This window comes from Vibrio rhodolitus (genome assembly GCF_003350325.1).
Taxonomy (GTDB): Bacteria; Pseudomonadota; Gammaproteobacteria; order Enterobacterales; family Vibrionaceae; genus Vibrio; species Vibrio rhodolitus.
Window position 1 is genome coordinate 73,761 of sequence record NZ_QLYZ01000001.1, and the last position, 18,800, is coordinate 92,560.

Annotated in this window: 15 protein-coding genes and 4 tRNA genes; 15 read left to right on the forward strand and 4 right to left on the reverse strand. The window is 45.2% G+C overall.

Translation table 11 applies throughout. The features are described from left to right. Window positions 1-35 precede the first annotated feature (35 nt). Together DPF93_RS00340 and DPF93_RS00345 are read right to left on the reverse strand one after the other, a co-directional pair. Window positions 36-1,889 (reverse strand): Lnb N-terminal periplasmic domain-containing protein, encoded by a 1,854-nt coding sequence (locus DPF93_RS00340; RefSeq protein WP_114764233.1) that lies wholly within the window; start codon window positions 1,887-1,889, stop codon window positions 36-38. Window positions 1,890-2,018: 129 nt separating this feature from the next. Then, complete coding sequence (locus DPF93_RS00345) at window positions 2,019-2,504, reverse strand: DUF3015 domain-containing protein (RefSeq protein ID WP_114764234.1); 486 nt, start codon at window positions 2,502-2,504, stop codon at window positions 2,019-2,021. Window positions 2,505-2,867: 363 nt separating this feature from the next. Between DPF93_RS00345 and uvrY the strand changes: the two genes are divergently transcribed. From uvrY to DPF93_RS00390, 9 genes are all read left to right on the forward strand, one after another. Beyond that, on the forward strand, window positions 2,868-3,512 hold the full coding sequence (gene uvrY / locus DPF93_RS00350) for a UvrY/SirA/GacA family response regulator transcription factor (protein WP_114764235.1): 645 nt from the start codon (window positions 2,868-2,870) through the stop codon (window positions 3,510-3,512). Beyond that, a complete protein-coding gene (gene uvrC, locus DPF93_RS00355; RefSeq protein WP_114764236.1) occupies window positions 3,512-5,344 on the forward strand; it encodes an excinuclease ABC subunit UvrC in 1,833 nt (610 codons plus the stop codon). The genes uvrY and uvrC overlap by 1 nt, the downstream gene beginning before the upstream one ends. A 74-nt stretch (window positions 5,345-5,418) precedes the next feature. After that, entirely contained in the window at window positions 5,419-5,976 is a 558-nt protein-coding gene (gene pgsA / locus DPF93_RS00360) for a CDP-diacylglycerol--glycerol-3-phosphate 3-phosphatidyltransferase (RefSeq protein WP_114764237.1), read from the forward strand. Between the two features lie 264 nt (window positions 5,977-6,240). Next, window positions 6,241-6,314 (forward strand) — tRNA-Cys (locus DPF93_RS00365). Between the two features lie 4 nt (window positions 6,315-6,318). Then, window positions 6,319-6,394 (forward strand) — tRNA-Gly (locus tag DPF93_RS00370). An 88-nt stretch (window positions 6,395-6,482) separates the two neighbouring features. Then, window positions 6,483-6,569: transfer RNA gene (locus DPF93_RS00375), tRNA-Leu, on the forward strand. Window positions 6,570-6,599: 30 nt separating this feature from the next. Then, window positions 6,600-6,675, forward strand: a tRNA-Gly gene (locus DPF93_RS00380). Window positions 6,676-7,037: 362 nt separating this feature from the next. Continuing rightward, window positions 7,038-7,550 (forward strand): hypothetical protein, encoded by a 513-nt coding sequence (locus DPF93_RS00385; protein ID WP_244204647.1) that lies wholly within the window; start codon window positions 7,038-7,040, stop codon window positions 7,548-7,550. Window positions 7,551-7,570: 20 nt separating this feature from the next. Further along, entirely contained in the window at window positions 7,571-9,076 is a 1,506-nt protein-coding gene (locus tag DPF93_RS00390) for a sensor domain-containing diguanylate cyclase (protein WP_114764238.1), read from the forward strand. Here DPF93_RS00390 and DPF93_RS00395 read toward each other — a convergent pair. Further along, window positions 9,052-10,128, reverse strand: a complete 1,077-nt coding sequence (locus DPF93_RS00395) for a PQQ-dependent sugar dehydrogenase (RefSeq protein ID WP_114764239.1) — start codon at window positions 10,126-10,128, stop codon at window positions 9,052-9,054. The genes DPF93_RS00390 and DPF93_RS00395 overlap by 25 nt on opposite strands. Window positions 10,129-10,363: 235 nt before the next feature. Here DPF93_RS00395 and DPF93_RS00400 point away from each other — a divergent pair, with 235 nt between their 5' ends. The 5 genes from DPF93_RS00400 to DPF93_RS00420 all read left to right on the forward strand — a co-directional run bounded on the left by DPF93_RS00400 (window position 10,364) and on the right by DPF93_RS00420 (window position 17,016). Continuing rightward, a complete protein-coding gene (locus DPF93_RS00400) occupies window positions 10,364-11,146 on the forward strand; it encodes a TetR/AcrR family transcriptional regulator (protein ID WP_114764240.1) in 783 nt (260 codons plus the stop codon). 164 nt (window positions 11,147-11,310) lie between these two features. After that, the gene (locus DPF93_RS00405) at window positions 11,311-13,677 is read left to right on the forward strand and encodes an efflux RND transporter permease subunit (RefSeq protein ID WP_114764241.1); all 2,367 of its coding nucleotides are present in this window, start codon (window positions 11,311-11,313) and stop codon (window positions 13,675-13,677) included. Between the two features lie 39 nt (window positions 13,678-13,716). After that, window positions 13,717-14,514, forward strand: coding sequence for an outer membrane lipoprotein-sorting protein (locus DPF93_RS00410; protein WP_114764242.1), 798 nt, complete (start codon window positions 13,717-13,719; stop codon window positions 14,512-14,514). A 6-nt stretch (window positions 14,515-14,520) separates the two neighbouring features. Continuing rightward, entirely contained in the window at window positions 14,521-15,732 is a 1,212-nt protein-coding gene (locus DPF93_RS00415; protein WP_114764243.1) for a hypothetical protein, read from the forward strand. A gap of 168 nt (window positions 15,733-15,900) precedes the next feature. After that, window positions 15,901-17,016, forward strand: coding sequence for a GGDEF domain-containing protein (locus DPF93_RS00420; protein ID WP_114764244.1), 1,116 nt, complete (start codon window positions 15,901-15,903; stop codon window positions 17,014-17,016). Window positions 17,017-17,070: 54 nt separating this feature from the next. Here the strand turns inward: DPF93_RS00420 and DPF93_RS00425 are convergent, their stop codons facing one another. After that, the gene (locus DPF93_RS00425; RefSeq protein WP_114764245.1) at window positions 17,071-17,553 is read right to left on the reverse strand and encodes a GNAT family N-acetyltransferase; all 483 of its coding nucleotides are present in this window, start codon (window positions 17,551-17,553) and stop codon (window positions 17,071-17,073) included. A 250-nt stretch (window positions 17,554-17,803) separates the two neighbouring features. Here DPF93_RS00425 and pheS point away from each other — a divergent pair, with 250 nt between their 5' ends. Beyond that, a complete protein-coding gene (gene pheS, locus DPF93_RS00430) occupies window positions 17,804-18,787 on the forward strand; it encodes a phenylalanine--tRNA ligase subunit alpha (RefSeq protein WP_075649911.1) in 984 nt (327 codons plus the stop codon). The last annotated feature ends 13 nt before the right edge of the window (window positions 18,788-18,800 follow it).

An 18,800-nucleotide genomic window follows, 5' to 3' on the forward strand; every position in this document is an offset into this window, starting at 1 on the left:
AAATTGGCTTGGAGGGTATGACTCGTAAGTACAGCCTAGAAGTATAAGTAAGCGTTTAGTTTGCCAGACACTTCTTCTTCACCCCAATGCAAATAGCTTACTTCACTGCGCAGAGCAAAGTTGCGATCGATTTGCCAGTGCCAACTAGCGGTTGCTTTGGCGTTTTGCTCGGCGTCACTGTCAACAAGGGCTAAATACTGTCCTTGGATACCGACGCGATGATGTTGAGCAATTTGATAAATCAGACCTGCTTCAACACCTCCACCAATGGTTGCATCATAGTCGGTTAGTTCACCCCCGCTGACTTCTGCTGAGAGTAAGCCGTAAAAATGCAGTGACTCTGCATCACCCCAAGCTTTACCATAGCCACCTTGTCCAAACCAACGACTTTGTAGTTTACCTTCATTTGGCATGCGGTCGTAACCAATACGGGCATTCCACGCCAAGCTATCAAAAACCCGATTGCTTGGTGCCAGTGCCATGGCATCAATGAAGTAGAAGCGATCTAGACGCGAGGTACCTTGCTCATCGACGCTAAGCTGTGTATCTAAAAAGCTGATTTTGGCGCCAGGAATAAAACCTTGTTGTGAGTCGAGCAAATCGTGATAGGCAATCCGACCTTCAAAGGTCATCATCGAGCCATAAGTATCACTGTACTGATAGCCAAGACCAGCCCTCGCAGAGGCGTGCCCTTTTTCTGGTGATATCTGCGGGGTAGGGACTTCACTAAACGGTGAGTCGACCTTAATACGGCTACGCTGATAAAGCAGTTCGGTCAGTCGTTTGGCGGTTGGATCTCGCTCTAATCCGAGATCATACAACTCGAAATTAAGCCACTCATACGCAAATTCAAGGATTGCCGCTCGTTCTTCTTCGCTGTATTGCTCATCGGTTGGGAATTCACCTTGCTTGGCGCGAACCGCAGCGTCAAACAGCTCAGGATCGATTTCGTTGGCTTGATGTAAAAGGCGCGTACCAAATGACTCTCGATACGCGGGTCTCTCAAGCAAATCGGCATTGTTCAACGCTTCTACCGTGTCAGACGGAATAGCATGCAGCGGAAACTGGTTGATGAGCTGTAAGTCGTCCCGCGCAAGCTCGAGCAAAGCGAGCAGTTGGTATGAGCAGTTTTCATCAAGAAAATAGTAATCAAACTCTGCGCGTTGCATCTCCCAAAGGTGCAATAGAATACGCTCAACTTCTTGCTCGTTGAGTTTGAGTTTGTATTCCCAAATATCACGCGATTCGATGTCATTATATTCTCGCACTTTGCGATAGTAAGGCATCACGGTGAAACGACCTGGATAGCTTCCGACTAACCCTTTGATGGCGTACAGAGCGGCGTTATCTTGCGTTTGAGGCTCGGCAGCAAAGTTGATTGCAAAGGCTACCAACTCCTTGTGGCGGGTTTGATCTTTGGCGTCGATGCGAAGTAAGGTATGACCAAACATCGACGAAGGGTTGTTCATAAATGCTGTTGGGAAAACCAAAGTCATTCCCTGCGGGTCAAGCACTTCACGCCATGTCTCAAGCTCAGGGCAGTTAAGCTCCGCTTGTTTCCCTTGCTTGGCTTCTAGCCAAGTGTAGCGTGCAGGATATTCACACTGCTTTTGTAAAGCGACAGACGGGTCTGAATGATAGAGTGCATCAATTGTGGCTTGCAGCTCTTTTTCAGGCGAGCGGGCACCTTGAGGAGAAAGGTAGAACTCTTCACTGTCTACCGTGCCTTTATAGCCGGAAAAAGATGTTGGAATGTAGTGTCCTAGCTTGAGCCAGTATGGATCTTGCGCGAGGGTTTCAATATCAAAAGAGGTGGCTGCAAAAGTGGACGAGGTCGCACTTAGCCCGCATCCAGCGAGCAGCACTTTAGAAATCAGAGAATGTTTCATTCAGATCCGTAGAGATGTCTTGTATTTAGATAGTTGAGTATTTTGCGCTTAAGTGACAAAACACTTAACTATCTAGACAGTTACAAAAAAGTGCCCATAAAGGGCACTTTGAACTCGAGTAGAGCTGAATTAGATTGCGTAACCAGCTAGTGCTGCATCTTCAGCTACTAGGTTGTTTAGGTTAGCAAATACTTCTTGAGAAGTTACGTTTTCAGATTTGAATACTTCTGCAAAGTTCTCTTGAGCTAGCGTGTTGAAAGCTGCTTTGTCAGCTTCTTGAACGCCCCATACTTCAGATAGAGTTGCTAGAGTTTCGCCTTCACCTTTAGCGATGTCGCGAGCTAGGTTATCCATGTTGCCATCGATAAATAGAGCTAGTTTCTCAGAAGATGAGATAGTGCCGTTGCCGTCACAGCCTAGAGTACCAAAAGTGATACCGAAAGTTTGGTTACCAGAAGTACCGTTGGTAGTCGCGCCTAGTACTTTAAATACTTTGCCTGATTTACCATCGAAAATCATTGTACCTAGACCACAACCGATGTCTTGGTCAGCCATAGCAACGTTTGACAGAGGAAGAGTTGCAGCTAGAGCCGCCACTGCTAGAAGCTTTTTCATAATATGTCCTTAATCATTATTCAGAGCTAACATTAACTAGTTAGCGTTGTGTATTGATAACCGTGAAATTATCAATCAGTGAAAAATAAATGAAATTGGTTTCATTTTCAATCAATGTAACAAAATAAAACACGGTGTAAGGTGAATTAGCTTATTTTGTCATCTTCGCTCATTAACCCAATGATATGAAACATATTTGTAAGCGAGTATAGATATCTGAAAATTAGTACTTGCTAAACTTTGCGTTTGCGCACATATTCGATGTGATGAAATCCCAAATTTTGGGTTAAACTAAGCAACCAAGTTGTTATCCACTGTCCTCGGTGGGTGCAGAGCCAAATAAAATAGTGTGGAGATACAAGTTTGATTAGTGTTTTCCTTGTAGATGATCACGAGCTGGTTCGCACAGGGATACGACGTATTATTGAAGACGTCCGTGGCATGAACGTAGCAGGGGAAGCTGTAAGCGGTGAAGACGCAGTGAAATGGTGCCGAAGCAACCATGCTGACGTTGTATTGATGGATATGAATATGCCGGGTATTGGTGGCTTAGAAGCGACCAAGAAAATCCTGCGTTTTAACCCAGATGTAAAAATCATCGTTTTAACTGTTCATACGGAAAATCCGTTTCCAACTAAAGTGATGCAAGCAGGGGCTGCCGGTTACTTAACCAAAGGTGCAGGTCCTGATGAGATGGTTAATGCAATTCGTGTGGTAAATAGCGGTCAGCGCTATATTTCACCTGAGATTGCTCAGCAGATGGCGTTAAGTCAATTTTCACCGGCTTCGGAAAACCCTTTTGCCGATCTGTCTGAACGTGAATTGCAAATCATGATGATGATTACCAAAGGACAGAAGGTGACTGACATTTCTGAGCAGCTCAGCCTAAGTCCTAAAACAGTGAATAGCTACCGCTACCGACTTTTTGCCAAACTTGGCATCAGTGGTGATGTAGAGCTAACTCACCTTGCTATCCGACATGGGATGCTAGATACCGAGACATTGTAGTGAGCTCTTCCTTCGACTCGGTCTCTTTCTTAAAGACTGTAACTAACCAACCCGGCGTTTATCGTATGTATAACGCCGAGGCGGTGGTTATTTATGTCGGTAAAGCAAAAGATCTAAAGAAACGCCTTTCCAGCTACTTCCGTAAGCAGGTCGATAGCGAAAAAACGCGCGCCTTGGTTAGTCATATAGCCAAAATTGACGTCACAGTGACTCATACTGAGACGGAAGCGTTGATCCTCGAGCACAATTACATTAAGCAGTATTTGCCGAAATACAATGTGTTGCTGCGCGATGACAAATCCTATCCTTATATTTTTATCAGTGCGCATAAGCATCCGCGTGTTTCGATGCATCGTGGTGCCAAAAAACGCAAAGGTGAGTACTTCGGTCCGTATCCCGACTCTGGTGCGGTGCGTGAAACCTTACATCTTATCCAAAAGATTTTCCCGGTACGCCAATGCGAAGACACGGTCTATGCCAATCGAACGCGTCCATGCTTGATGTATCAAATTGGTCGTTGCGCTGGTCCTTGTGTTAGCACGATCATCTCCGATGAAGAGTATCAAGAGCTGGTGGACTATGTACGCCTGTTCTTGCGTGGTAAAGATAAACAGGTACTGGAAACGCTCATCGCTAAAATGGAACAAGCCAGTCGTCAGCTGAAATTTGAAGACGCGGCGAAGTTTCGTGATCAAATCCAAGCAATACGCCGAGTGCAAGAGCAGCAGTTTGTCTCTGAAGACTCGATGGATGACCTCGATGTACTTGGGTTTGCACAGGAAAATGGCATCGCTTGCATCCATATCTTGATGATACGTCAAGGTAAAGTGCTTGGTAGCCGCAGTCATTTTCCTAAGATACCAAACAACACTACCAAGCAAGAAGTCTTCTACAGTTTCTTGAGTCAGTACTACCTCAGTCATAATGAAGCGAGAACAGTGCCAACTCGCATTATTCTTAACGATGGCTTACTCGACGACACAGCATCGATTCAAGAAGCTTTATCATCTATTGCTGGGCGTAAGGTGCAGTTCCACGTTAATCCAACAGGTACGCGAGCGCGCTATTTGAAGCTCTCCAATACCAATGCGCTCACCGCGATTACCACCAAGATTAACCACAAGATGACTATCTCTCAGCGCTTCAAAGAGCTAAGAGATTTACTTGGCTTGGAAGCGATTCAACGCATGGAGTGCTTCGATATTTCCCACACGATGGGGGAGAGTACAATTGCTTCTTGTGTGGTGTTCAACCAAGAAGGTCCAGTCAAGCAGGAGTATCGTCGTTACAATATCACCGGTATTACAGGTGGTGACGACTATGCAGCGATGGGGCAAGCCCTTGAGCGTCGTTACTCGAAACAACTGGATGTAGAAAAGATCCCCGATATTGTTTTTATTGATGGTGGTAAAGGACAGCTTAATCGTGCCCATGAGATCATCAGCCAATACTGGGGAGATTGGCCAAAGCGCCCGCGCCTGATCGGTATTGCTAAAGGTGTCACGCGTAAGCCGGGCTTAGAAACATTGATCACTACCGAAGGGGACGAGTTTCATCTTCCAAGTGATGCGCCCGCGCTGCACTTAATGCAGCATATTCGCGATGAGAGCCATAATCATGCCATCGCCGGACATCGTGCTAAGCGAGGTAAAACTCGTCGCACGAGTGCCTTGGAGGGAATAGAAGGTGTGGGTCCTAAACGACGACAAGCCCTTTTAAAATACATGGGTGGGCTACAGGAGCTAAAACGAGCAAGTGTTGAAGAAATAGCCAAAGTGCCAGGCATTAGCCATTCTTTAGCAGAAAACATTTATCAAGCATTGAAACAATAACAAAAATCCAGCACCATAAGGACCTGTTTTTAGGCAGCAAACAGCGCAATACGCAAACATAAGAGCCAATAAATATGCGTTTCAACATCCCTAACATTCTTTCTTTACTACGACTTTTTCTTATTCCAGTTTTTGTTGTAGCGTTTTACTTACCTTACAGTTGGGCGCCATTTGCGGCAGCTATGATTTTTTGGGTTGCCGGTTTTACCGATTGGTTAGACGGCATGCTAGCGAGAAAGCTGGGGCAAACGTCTCGCTTTGGTGCTTTCATTGACCCTGTTGCGGATAAGGTGCTGGTTGCTACCGCGTTAATTCTTATCACTGAGCACTACCACAGTATTTGGGTCACGATTCCTGCCGTGACCATGATTGGACGTGAAATTATTATTTCTGCCCTACGCGAGTGGATGGCGGAAATTGGTAAACGTGCCAGCGTGGCCGTTTCTTGGGTGGGTAAAGTTAAAACAGTGTCTCAAATGTTTGCCCTGTGGGTATTGATTTGGCGTTATGACGACTGGATGATTTGGTTAGGCTATGCCGCGTTGTACATTGCGACGGTGTTGACTTACTGGTCGATGGCACAGTATTTGATGGCTGCTAAAGATGACTTGCTCAACGAAGAGCATCACTGATTGAAAGACGGGCGTAAGCCCGTTTTTTTATAGTTTCGCGCTATACATCATGAAGAGAGAGTGATGTTTAATGGCAATAGGCGTCAAATGACCCGAGAATAACCAGTTGAATTGCAAGAAAAGTAATCAAATTGGTTGGTTTTGAATGTATTTTAGCCAAACGATTTAAAAAACAAAAAATAGTGTTGACTCATTAGAGCGAATCCGTAGAATGCATCCCGTACCCAAGAGGAACTCAACGAAGTTTTGAAGGGTGATAGAGATGGCGCCTTGGCAGAGTGGCTATGCAGCGGATTGCAAATCCGTGGACCTCGGTTCGACTCCGGGAGGCGCCTCCATCTTGCGACACTAGCTCAGTTGGTAGAGCGCAACCTTGCCAAGGTTGAGGTCACGAGTTCGAACCTCGTGTGTCGCTCCAAATTATAAACAGAATGAGTCGACCAAAGCTGGTTCTGTGGATGGTGTTTTACTTTTTCAGTAAAGGCATCGCAAATTTAGATTTGTGTGCCCTGGTGGTGGAATTGGTAGACACAAGGGATTTAAAATCCCTCGGCGTTCGCGCTGTGCCGGTTCAAGTCCGGCCCGGGGCACCATCTAACTCGTTACGACAGTAACAGAAAAATGCGACACTAGCTCAGTTGGTAGAGCGCAACCTTGCCAAGGTTGAGGTCACGAGTTCGAACCTCGTGTGTCGCTCCAAATTTCTTGGAATGATCAGCTAACACGAGAACCTCGTGACTGAATCCAGCTGAGTCACTTCAAACATACAAGAGCCCTGACAGAAATGTCGGGGCTTTTTGCTATTCATACAACCAAATTCGCTATCTGACTCCTTCCTTTCCCCAATGTAACCTCCTTTCTAAGCTCACTCTTGTCTGCAATGCTTGTAATGGCGGCAGAAGAATTTGATTCACGACGCATGATCAGAATATTAGACGGTAAAGTAAGATAAACTGTTGTCATTCCAAATAAGATTGAAATAACATTTATTGAATCAGGGTTTTACTGTTTGTAGTCAATATGCAACCATGCTCATTATGGTGAGTTTGGAGGTGGCATAAGTGAGAAAGTCTAATCTTAGTGCTCTCGTTACTTCGATCTTCTGTTTGTTGTTTGTTTCCTGTTCCTCGGCTGAGTCAATCGCCACTTACCCACCTGGATGGGAATCTTGGCAGGAAGTAAAACAAGTAATGATCTATCCAGCCGCCAGTGAGTTGCCTCAGGACGCATCACTTTTTACGCAAGAGGTATTTCGTTCTTTTAACTGGCTCAACAATGGAGAAGGCTCATCGGTCAGTATAAGAGTTCATCCAAATAAGCGAGAACAGTACCTTGGAGGCGGACCATTTAGTGATGGCGCGACAATGGTAGCGTTTGCTCAAGATGCGGAAATCATCTTTGTTATTGAGCATATAGCCGGACAAGCCATTTATGGTAGCTATGATACGGCGGGTCAAGATATCAGCCATCGCCATCCTGAGTTAAAGCCAGAAAGTTGCCATCGGTGCCATACCAGTTATCGCGAGCACTGTTCGCACGGGGTGTGTTCGATGACTTCTGGTCATGGTAAATAGTTGGAGTTGGGCAGGAAATTATGATTCGATTGTTCAAGAGGTTAACGGTTAGTCAAACCTTGCTCATTTCTCATTTACTGCTCTCTTTGATTATTATCTCGGGGATGAGTATTGCGCGATACGACAGTGAGTGGCATCGCCAAGTTAAGTTTTCTGCCGCGATAGCCAAGCAATCTCTGCAGTCGCATATTCCGATGTTCTCTTCTGCTGTTTCTGGTATTAACTATGCGACCATGACTCTACCTGCCAATGTGGCAACCATCTCTGAAATTGATAATGCGCTTTTTGTCGAAGTGAGTGGCATCTCAGATTACTCGAAAACAGAGTTGCAGATTCGTTATTTACCCAGTGCTCAAGCGGTTTGGCGTGGTGATGTGTCACAAGATGAATTAATTCAATCACAGTTAAATTTAACCAGATTACAGAATCAGCTGGCTCAAGTAGAGGCAAATAACACGATTAAAGTACGCAAACTAAGCTACTTACTTGAAAAAGCACAGGCGCAACACAGCCTGCTTGAGCGAAGTGTTACAATGCAATCGCAGTTTTCTATGACATGGCAACGACCGACTCACTTTGACAAGCACTACGTTTTGGATGAACAACGCTTTGTTATGCATATTTTCTTGCCGCTTCGTAATCTAAATGGTGGCGGAGTATGGGCGGTGTTTAATGCACATGAGTTGGCTGACTTTAAAGCAACACTGATGCGTGATATTGCTCTTGAAGCACTGTTGGCGCTGTTACTGACAATGGGTGTGGTTTATTGGGTCGCACATTGGATAGTTAACCCGCTTAAGAATCTCGCTAAAAGCATGACCAACCCGGTAAATTATCGTAGTTTAGAGGTCATTCCTGCCTTAGAGCGCAATGATGAAATCGGTCAGCTTGCGCAAGCTTATCAAGGTCTCTTGCTCAAAATAGCCCAGCAGTTAGACTCACTACGGGCTAAGTCTGATGCCGATTCCCTTACGGGACTAGGTTCCCGTTATAAGTATACCCGCACCGCTTCTCCCTATATTCAGCGTCACTTGAGCGATGGTAAAGTCGTAGCTCTGATGATTTGTGATATTGATAATTTCAAAGCTTATAACGATATCTACGGTCATATGCAGGGAGACAAAGCACTAGTGCAAGTTGCCGCTCAGTTAGAGGCATCATTAACCAATGTCGACTTGGCGTATCGTTATGGTGGCGAAGAGTTTGTCGTGCTCTGTTGGCGCCACAATCAAGAAGAAGTGGAACGGGTAGGAGAGTTATTGCGACGCGCGGTTGAGAGTTTGAGCTTAATACACAGCGGAAATAGCGATCATAACAAGGTGACAGTCTCGATTGGTGGTGCAATGACGCAGTTGGAATGCAAGCAAAAATCTGAGGTCAATGCCGAATTGCTTACCAGTGAGCTTTTTGCCACAGCGGATAAAGCGTTGTATGAATGCAAAGCGGCCGGTCGAAATCGCACCGCTTGGGCGAATGTATTTAGTGCTCAGCTTACCCCTATTCACTCTGTGCGCGGAAGCAAATAATAGATATTGCCGCTGTCTGTTGAGAACAGAATTTTATCATCGGGTGTGACGAGTAAACTTCGCACTCGCTCGCCTAGTTCTCCCGCTATTCGTTGCTCCTTATAAGGTTGCCCTTGCTGCCAATGTACGACATTAATATGGGTGAATTTGAGTGAACCCATCAACAGCGCATTATTTAATTCAGGATAGTTTTTGCCGCGATAAACAACCAGACTGCTGGGGGCGATTGAAGGCACATAAACGTATTTAGGCGACTGAATGCCTTCCATCTCTTCAGCTTCACCAACTTTGATTGGCCCCCAATACTCTTTACCGTGTGAGGTAATTGGCCAGCCATAATTACTGCCTTTCTCAATAATATTAACTTCATCACCGCCGCGGGGACCATGTTCTACCGACCATAATTGTTGGCTTCCATTGTCGTAATACAGCCCTTGAGGATTACGATGACCATAGCTCCAAATTGCATTCGCACTCTCTTTTGGTGCGTGAAACGGATTGCCTGCGGGAATCGAACCATCGGGCAATAAGCGTAGAATCGATCCTGCGTGTGTATTGAGATCTTGACCGTTTGCGCGCTCACCTCTATCACCAACCGAAAAGTAAACATATTGGTCATCAAATGCTATTCGGCTACCAAAATGTCGACCAGATGATGCACCGGATTGAGTCACGAAAAGATCTTTCAGCTCGACGATTTGCTCGTTGACTAACTTGCCAATTGCGAGGACGGTCTCGATGCTTTCACCTGTATCACGGCTATAGGTGAAATAGTAGTGCTGATCTGCAAAAGGGGAGCGGGCAACATCGAGCAAGCCGCCTTGACCAATGGGACTAACATTTGGAAATTCGAAAATGTTTTGGTAGTTCGAAGAGGCAAGATTGAGAATCCCTAGCCGACCATGACGTTCTGTGACTAAAATACGCTGGTTATCAATCACTGCCATGCCCCAGGGCACATTGAGACCTGAGACTATTTTTTCAGTCTGCCAGGGTTTAGCCATCACACCCAGGCTAAATAAAATGGTCAATAAATAAATGATTCCTTTCATAGTTAACACTGCTTTAATCCGCTCTTATCTTTATCCTAGCAAATAACGCACATCAATGTTTCGTGTTTGAAACGATTAAAAATATTTATAAAAACATTTGCAGTTGGGTTTTATATACACTATTCTGACGATGCGTCAAAAATGACGATGCGTCATAAAATGAGTTCGGTAGAGAATTTGATTCGTGATATAATCATTTGGTCAGGGAGAACAACATATACGGGCGTAGATAATCATGTTTGGTTTTATCTGTAACAAAAAAGAGCAAGCTGGTGGCTGTACATTCGGTCTTACGAAAAAACAGCAAGCTATTGCAGATCGCGAAGTAGAACTGATTTTGCTAGCGAAATCTCTCGTTCAGGAACAAGGCTTCAGTAACTTAACCATGGATAAGTTAACTGCCTTAAGCCCTTATTCGAAAGGGACGATCTACAATCATTTTTGTAGCAAAGAAGATGTGATTATTGCACTGTGTATTCATTCACTTAAATCAGAAGCGTTACTGTTTGCCCGAGCGGCAGAATTTGATGGTAGTAGCAGAGAGCAAGTGATTGCGATGCACGTTAGCTATCGTATATATGCACGTATGGAGCCTGTGTTATCCACTTGTGCGATCATGGCTAAGAGCCCTTGGGTTCTAGAAAAAGCGTCATCTGAAAGGGTGAAGCAAATGAATGAGTTGGAAGAGCAGGTTGTCGCGTATGCCGACGGACTGGTGCAAGAAGCCGTTGCTGCGGGCGATCTGAAATTCTCAGCAGGTATTGGTTCTGACTCTATTGTTTTCGCTAACTGGTCGATTGCTTTTGGCTCGAATGCCTTAGCGCAAAATGCGTCGCAGAGCCACTGCATCAGTCGCTTGCAAGACCCATTTACCGTTCTCAATAATGCCAACATGCTGCTTGATGGTTTAAACTGGCAACCTCTCTCGAGTGAGTGGGATTACCGGAAAACGTGGCAGCGGGTGGAGCAAGAGCTGTTTGAGCAAGAGATTGCTTATCTCGACTCCGTTGGTCGTTGATGATAAAGCCCATTAGGGCTTTTTAATTGCACGAACCTGACGAATCGTCATTTTTGATAGGGTCACAACATCAGGGTGACCTCATCAGTCAGTTTATTGTTAACCAGAGTAATTCTGGTTTTTCTTTGAACTATTTTGACGAAACGTCACAAATGGAGAGTGTGATGAAATCCAATCCGTCCCAAGTAAAAAGCTGGACTTCGCTGCCGACTCGATTGACATGGCAAACATTAATACTGTCAATCTTGTTTGTTATTGTTGCAGCCGCAGGTGGTAAAAATCTATATTTCAAAGGCGACTATGAAGTTTTCTTTGATGGTGAAAATAAGCAGTTGCAAGCCTTTGACGAAATTCAGGCTACATTTTCAAAATCTGACAATGTTTCCATTGTGATTGCTCCGCAAGATCAGAATATCTTTTCCGAGCGTTATCTTGCCTTACTTCAGCAACTGACAGAAGACGCTTGGCAAATTCCCTATTCAAGCCGAGTAGATTCTCTAGCGAACTACCAGCATACCGAAGCGATTGAAGATGATTTATTAGTAGAAGATCTTCTCTATCAGGACTATCCGCTTACGTCTGAGCGTATTGCTTACGTAAAGAAGATCGCTTTAAGTGAACCGTCTTTGGTTGATTCAATGATTTCTTCGGATGGGCATGTTTCGGTCATCAATGTGACAATCCAAATGCCTGAAATCGACAAAACGGCTGAATCGGTAGAAGTTAACAGCTATGTTGATCAGTTGATTGACCAATACCGTCAAGCCTACCCGGAAGTTGAATTTCACAAAGCTGGCATCATTGCCCTCAATGGCGCATTTATGGCGGCTGCTCAACAAGATAGCTCAACACTTGTTCCAGCCATGTTCTTAGTGATCCTCATTTTCCTTATGATAATGCTGCGCTCTCCTCTAAGCGTATTAGCGACCTTGATTGTTATTGTTGGCTCGGTTGCCGCAACCATGGGGCTAACGGGTTGGGTTGGCATGTTTATTACAACGGCAACGGTCAATATCCCGACGTTGGTGATGACATTGGCGGTTGCCGATTGTGTTCATGTTATCGCGACTATGCGACAAAGAATGCTGCTGGGACAAAGTAAAGCAGAGGCCATCAATCATAGTATTTTGGTTAACGCGATGCCGATTCTGATCACTTCGGTAACCACTGCCATCGGCTTTCTTATGATGAATATGTCTGATTCTCCAGCGTTAAGGGATTTTGGTAACTTTGCCGCTCTTGGGGTAATGCTGGCCTGTTTGTTGTCGCTAACGCTATTGCCATCCTTATTACAGGTGTTACCAATCAAGGTTGCCGTGACACAAAATCGTGACCCGGCAAACAATGGAGTGATCGATTGGCTAGCCAGCTTTGTTGTTCAGTACCGTAAAGCGCTACTTCCTACCTCAGTGGTTGTTATCTGTCTTGCTGCTGCCGCTATTCCGCTTAATAAGGTCAATGATGAGTCGGTGCGTTACTTTGATCAAACGAGTGAGTTTCGCCAAGCAGTCGATTTTATGGAAGAGAATATCAGCGGTATGACCAACCTCAGTATCGCGATAAAAACAGGACAATCACAAGGTATCGCTTCGCCGGACTTTATCTCAACTTTGGGGGACTTTAGTGACTGGTTAAGGGCGCAGCCAGAGGTCGACCATGTCGCGACCTTATCGGATACCTACAAGCGCTTAAATAAAAACATGCACGGTGACCAGTCTAGTTATTACCGTTTACCACAAGATCGCGAATTAGCCGCGCAGTATTTGTTGCTGTATGAAATGTCACTGCCATTTGGGCTCGATCTGAATAACCAAATTAACATCGATAAGTCATCAGTTAAGTTAGTTGCCACAACGCAAAACCTAGGCAGCGTCGAACTGGTTGATATCGAGCAGCGCATCTACCAGTGGTTTGCAGCCAATGCTCCTGAGTATGAGGTTGTCGCCTCAAGCCCCAATCTGATGTTTGCCCATATCGGTGAAACGAACATGGCAAGCATGTTGACGACATTACCAATTACTTTGGTATTGATTTCCGCATTGATGATTTTTGCACTTAAATCAATGCGCTTAGGCTTGATTAGTTTAATGCCCAATGTCGCGCCAGCGGTGATTGGATTTGGTTTGTGGGCGCTGATTTCTGGTGAGATCAATCTTGGCTTGTCGGTAGTTGTCACGCTAACACTTGGGATTGTGGTCGACGATGCCGTGCACTTCTTATCGAAATATCAGCGAGCAAGAAAAATGGGGCAAGACGCTGAACAGGCAGTGCGCTATGCATTCCAGACAGTGGGGCGCGCGTTATGGATCACCACCGTGGTGCTGGTCGCTGGATTTATGGTGTTGGCGATGTCGAGCTTTAGATTAAACGCCGATATGGGGTTACTTAGCGCGATTGTTATTTTCATCGCCTTGGTGGTCGACTTCGTGTTCTTGCCCGCCTTGCTGATGAAATTTGATAAAGCTCATTACCCAGCAGAAGTGCCAGAGCAGGACGTGCAGTCAGCGGAGCTTGCCAATCAAAGTCACTAATTCGCTAAGAAAGCATTATTTAGACAAGGAATTACAACGATGAATCAAAAATTATCACAATGGAAAACTGCAGCCGTACTTGCACTGACGCTAATTGGTACGAGTAGCGTTGCATTAGCTGATGAGCAGCGTGGGCTTGAAATTGCGCAGGAACGAAAGTTGCGTGACCAAGGCTGGGTGGACTCACTCTCTACGATGGAGATGATCTTAACCGATTCTCAAGGGGCAAGCAGCACACGACTGATGCGTTTAAAAAGTCTCGAAGTCGATGGTGATGGCGATAAAGGGTTGACGATTTTTGACCAGCCTCGCGATGTAAAAGGCACCGCTTTTCTTAATCACTCTCATATTACCGAAGCGGATGATCAATGGCTTTACTTGCCGGCGCTTAAACGTGTGAAGCGGATTTCCTCGCGCAATAAATCTGGTCCTTTCATGGGCAGTGAATTTTCTTACGAAGACCTAAGCTCGTTTGAATTGGAAAAATACCGTTTTACCTACCTCAAGCAAGAACAGCTTAATGACAGTGAGACGTTTGTGCTGCAACAGATCCCAACCGACAAGCACTCAGGTTATACCAAACAAATTGCTTGGTTGGATACCGAGCACTACCGACCATTAAAAGTTGAGTTTTACGACCGTCGCGGAGCTCTATTAAAAACACTGACATTTAGTGACTATCAGCAGTATCTCAGCAAGTTTTGGCGCGCGCATAAAATGGTGATGGTGAATCATTTGTCTGGCAAAAGCACAGAGTTAAATACCAGTGATATGCAGTTTCAAACTGGTCTGTCGGAAAAAGACTTCCAAAAAAATGTGTTAAAACGCATAAGGTAGGGTGTGATGAGAGTCAGCAGTATCTCCTTACCTTCTATCGTCGTGACCGCGTTGCTGGGGAGTGCCTTGAGCAGCGCGCTAAGCTCAAGTGCTTTCGCGCTTGAGTTGGGTGGACAAGTGAACCTTGAGCATCGACAGTTTGTCGAAAAAGGTGCGCAAGGACAGCAACGCCAACAGAGTTCGATTGTGGTTAAACCCGAGCTATATTGGTCTTTAATGGATGGGGAGGCGAGTTTTACCCTTACACCTTTTTATCGTTGGGACAGTTTAGATAAAGAGCGTAGTCATGGTGACATTCGTGAAGCATTATTTCTCACCTACTGGGATGATTATGAGTTGCGCGCCGGAGTGGGGAAAGTGTTCTGGGGCGTAACCGAATCCGCTCATTTGGTGGATATCGTCAATCAAACGGATGCGATTGAGTCGGTTGATGGTGAGCAAAAACTGGGGCAGCCGATGCTTCACTTTACTGCCGTTAAGGACTGGGGCACCTTGGATACCTTATTGTTACCCTATTTTAGGGAACGCACCTTTGCTGGTGAAGATGGTCGTCTTCGACCGACATTACCGGTTTCTGCCGATGCGATATATGAGTCCTCCAAAGATCAGCAGCATATTGATTATGCGCTTCGTTACAGCGTTATGCTGGATGATTGGGATGTCGGTATTAGCTACTTTCAAGGGACTAACCGAGACCCATATTTCCGTGTAGTAGGCGAGACTAACCAACTGGCGATTGCGCCATATTACGCTCAAGCCAAACAAGTTGGCGTGGACTTGCAAGGTATTGTCGGTGATTGGTTATGGAAGTTTGAGGGCATATACCGAGACAGTCTAGATCACCATACCGGGTTAGTGGGGGGATACGAATACACCGCAGTGGGAGTTTTTGATTCGATATGGGATATCGGCTTAATTATGGAGTATTTATATGACAGTCGCGGCGCTAACGCGCAATCGGTCGGGCAAAATGATTTATTCCTCGGTAGCCGCTTTGTGCTGAATGATGAAGCAGGCACGGAAGTGCTAGTTGGCGTAACGCAAGATCTTGACCATAGCGATGTATTGAGCGCCAAACTAGAAGCCTCAAGTCGATTAAGTAATCATCTTAAATGGCGCCTAGATGCTTGGTTGTTTGAAAACCAAACACCGAACGATCTGCTCTATTTTGCTCGTGATGATGATTTTGTTGAAATATCATTGGAGTACTATTTTTAGTCGTTTGATGGAATAGAACTTATTTTTAACCAAAAAATAAAATCAGGGAGCAGATCAAGCTCCCTTTTTTTACATATTAAGCATGAGTTATTAAGCGATTTAGATAGAATGTTAACGATTATTATAAATTATTTGGCTAAAAAGTAGCCGCAAATTAGAGGTTTGCTAATGAATTCATTCCAATGGGACAGTTGTTATGAAACTGGCATTGATGAAGTGGATGAGCAGCACCAAGTACTTGTTGATATCATTAATCGTTATGGTGCTCTAGTCGCAGAAAACAATATTTCATTGCAAGATATCCGTACCATATTATTTGAGCTCTCCCAATATTCGGAATTTCATTTTCGCGAAGAAGAAGCTTTGATGCGCAAAAAAGGTATCTATCCTCAGCATTTGGAAAAGCATATCAAGGTTCACCGTGCGTTTATGACAGAGATTATTAGCATGCAGGCTTTTGTCTCGGCGGAAAATAAACGTGCTTCTGAATTATTACTTAATTTCCTGATTCATTGGCTGGCGTATCATATTTTGGGTATCGATAAGAATATGTCGCGCCAATTAGCCAAGATTGACAAGGGGATAGACCCTCGCGTGGCGTTTGAAGAGGAAGAGCGCGGCTCGGATAGCAGCACAGAACCACTTCTAGCGGCGTTAACTGGCTTGTTTGAGCAAGTTTCTGAGCGCAACAAAGCACTACTAGAGTTAAACCAAAACCTTGAAGATATGGTTCAAGAACGAACTAAGCAGCTAGTCAAAGCAAACGAGCAATTAGAAGAGCTCTCGCTAACCGATTCTCTCACGCAATTGCCTAACCGCCGCTGTGCCATGCGCCAACTCAAACAGTTATGGGAAGTGGCGATGGTGAAAAATGAGCCGCTGGTCGCCATCATGATTGATGTTGATCACTTTAAAGATGTCAACGATAGTGCAGGGCATGATGCTGGCGATCTCGTTTTGCAAGAGATTGCGACTTTGCTTAAGCACCATTTCCGTAACGACGACGTGGTGTGCCGCTTGGGTGGCGACGAGTTTTTTGTTATCTGCCCGAATACCGACCAAGAAGGCGGGGTGTATGTCGCGCGACAAGCCCAAGAGTCTATATCTGAGCTGCAACTGGATCTAGGTAAAGCGTTTTGGCGTGGCAGTATCAGTGTGGGGGTCGCTGAACGTCTTGACTATATGCAAAGTTATCACGACTTAATCAAAGTGGCTGACAATGCGGTTTATATGTCCAAAGCGGAAGGGCGCAACCGAGTGTCGGCCTGGCTCAGCGTTGAGTAAGTTAAGCGGGTTAAAGTTGGCTGGTGGCAATCTCGGTAGCACCAGCTAACGATATTATAGCTGTTTTAGCATCCACACATCACACCCGCCATGAATCGTACTTTCAATTGGTGCGCTTAGGTGTTTAAAGCCGACTTTTTCATACAGTGCAATTGCCGATTGCATTGAACTTAGTGTGTCTAAATAGCATTGACTAAAACCTTGTTGCTGGGCGAACGCCAAACATTCTAAAGTGAGCTTTTTGCCTAATCCGAGCCCGCGGCTTTGCGGTAAAAGAAACAGTTTTTTTAGCTCACATACTTCATCAGAGCCGTTGAACGGCGCTAAACCACAGCCGCCAACTACTTTTCCATCCAGCGTGGCAACTAAATATAGACTTTTGTTCTCGTGGGTGTAATGCAAGCTCATTGCTTCGACTTCAGCGTCTGAAGGACCAAAGCCTTCGCCAATAGCTCCAAACTCTTTGCCCACATCCTTGATAATATTGCAGATTTCACTGTTTTGCGCCGCAACGATAGGCGCGATATGTAATGGCATACAAGCTCCCTTTAAACAGACATTCATCTTAAGATGTGGGTATGAAAGTTCCAACAATCAATATTAGAGCCGAATTTTTACGCAAAGACAGTGAGAATAGTGATTTCAGATTGGATTTAGACTTGGCATTCGTTACTATGTACAGCTATTTAAAGACCCAAGATCCCTATTGGGACGCTTATGGATACTACCACTTATGTCACTCGGTTTGAGCTTTGCTCAAAAGAGGGCGTAGGTAGATGAGGAAACGATGCAACATCTAGAAGAGATCATTGCTAATGCGAGCGCAGCAATTGAAGCTGCACAATCGCTAGTCGCACTTGATGAAGTGCGTGTTCAGTATCTAGGTAAAAAAGGTGAGCTAACGACTCAACTTCAAAGCCTAGGTAAACTGCCACCTGAAGAACGCCGCGAAGCTGGTCAAGAGATCAACAAAGCAAAAGGCGTAGTACAGCAAGCAATCGCAGCTCGTAAAGATGCACTACAAAGTGCTGAACTAGAAGCGAAACTAGCAGCTGAAACAATCGACGTGACTCTACCAGGTCGTCGCATTGAGAACGGTGGTCTACACCCAGTAACTCGTACTGTTGAGCGTATCGAGAAGTTCTTTGGCGAGCTTGGCTTTAGCACTGAAGCTGGTCCAGAGATCGAAGATGCATTCCACAACTTCGACGCACTGAACATTGCTGCGGATCACCCAGCACGTACTGATCACGATACTTTCTTCTTTAACCCTGACTTGATGCTGCGTACTCACACATCTGGTGTTCAGATCCGTACGATGGAAAATGGTAAACCACCATTCCGTTTCATCGCACCGGGCCGTGTTTACCGTAACGATTACGACCAAACGCACACGCCAATGTTCCACCAAGTGGAAGGTCTTCTAGTTGATGAGAACGTGAACTTTGCACAGCTTAAAGGTGTGCTGCATGACTTCCTATGTAACTTCTTCGAAGAAGAAGTAGAAGTTCGTTTCCGTCCTTCATACTTCCCATTCACTGAGCCTTCAGCAGAAGTGGACGTGAAAGGTAAAAACGGTAAATGGCTAGAAGTACTAGGCTGCGGTATGGTTCACCCGAACGTACTACGTAGCGTAGGCATCGATCCTGAGAAATACTCTGGTTTTGCATTCGGTATGGGTATCGAGCGTCTAACTATGCTTCGTTACGGTGTAAACGACCTACGTTCGTTCTTCGAAAACGATCTTCGTTTCCTAAAACAGTTCAAGTAATCCAGAGGATCAA

Coding starts and splice junctions, on each gene's coding strand:
- DPF93_RS00340 (WP_114764233.1), bottom strand. CDS start 1,889: ATGAAACATTCTCTGATTTCTAAAGTGCTGCTCGCTGGATGCGGGCTA.
- DPF93_RS00345 (WP_114764234.1), bottom strand. CDS start 2,504: ATGAAAAAGCTTCTAGCAGTGGCGGCTCTAGCTGCAACTCTTCCTCTG.
- pgsA (WP_114764237.1), top strand. CDS start 5,419: ATGCGTTTCAACATCCCTAACATTCTTTCTTTACTACGACTTTTTCTT.
- DPF93_RS00390 (WP_114764238.1), top strand. CDS start 7,571: ATGATTCGATTGTTCAAGAGGTTAACGGTTAGTCAAACCTTGCTCATT.
- DPF93_RS00395 (WP_114764239.1), bottom strand. CDS start 10,128: ATGAAAGGAATCATTTATTTATTGACCATTTTATTTAGCCTGGGTGTG.
- DPF93_RS00400 (WP_114764240.1), top strand. CDS start 10,364: ATGTTTGGTTTTATCTGTAACAAAAAAGAGCAAGCTGGTGGCTGTACA.
- DPF93_RS00405 (WP_114764241.1), top strand. CDS start 11,311: ATGAAATCCAATCCGTCCCAAGTAAAAAGCTGGACTTCGCTGCCGACT.
- DPF93_RS00410 (WP_114764242.1), top strand. CDS start 13,717: ATGAATCAAAAATTATCACAATGGAAAACTGCAGCCGTACTTGCACTG.
- DPF93_RS00415 (WP_114764243.1), top strand. CDS start 14,521: ATGAGAGTCAGCAGTATCTCCTTACCTTCTATCGTCGTGACCGCGTTG.
- DPF93_RS00420 (WP_114764244.1), top strand. CDS start 15,901: ATGAATTCATTCCAATGGGACAGTTGTTATGAAACTGGCATTGATGAA.
- DPF93_RS00425 (WP_114764245.1), bottom strand. CDS start 17,553: ATGCCATTACATATCGCGCCTATCGTTGCGGCGCAAAACAGTGAAATC.
- pheS (WP_075649911.1), top strand. CDS start 17,804: ATGCAACATCTAGAAGAGATCATTGCTAATGCGAGCGCAGCAATTGAA.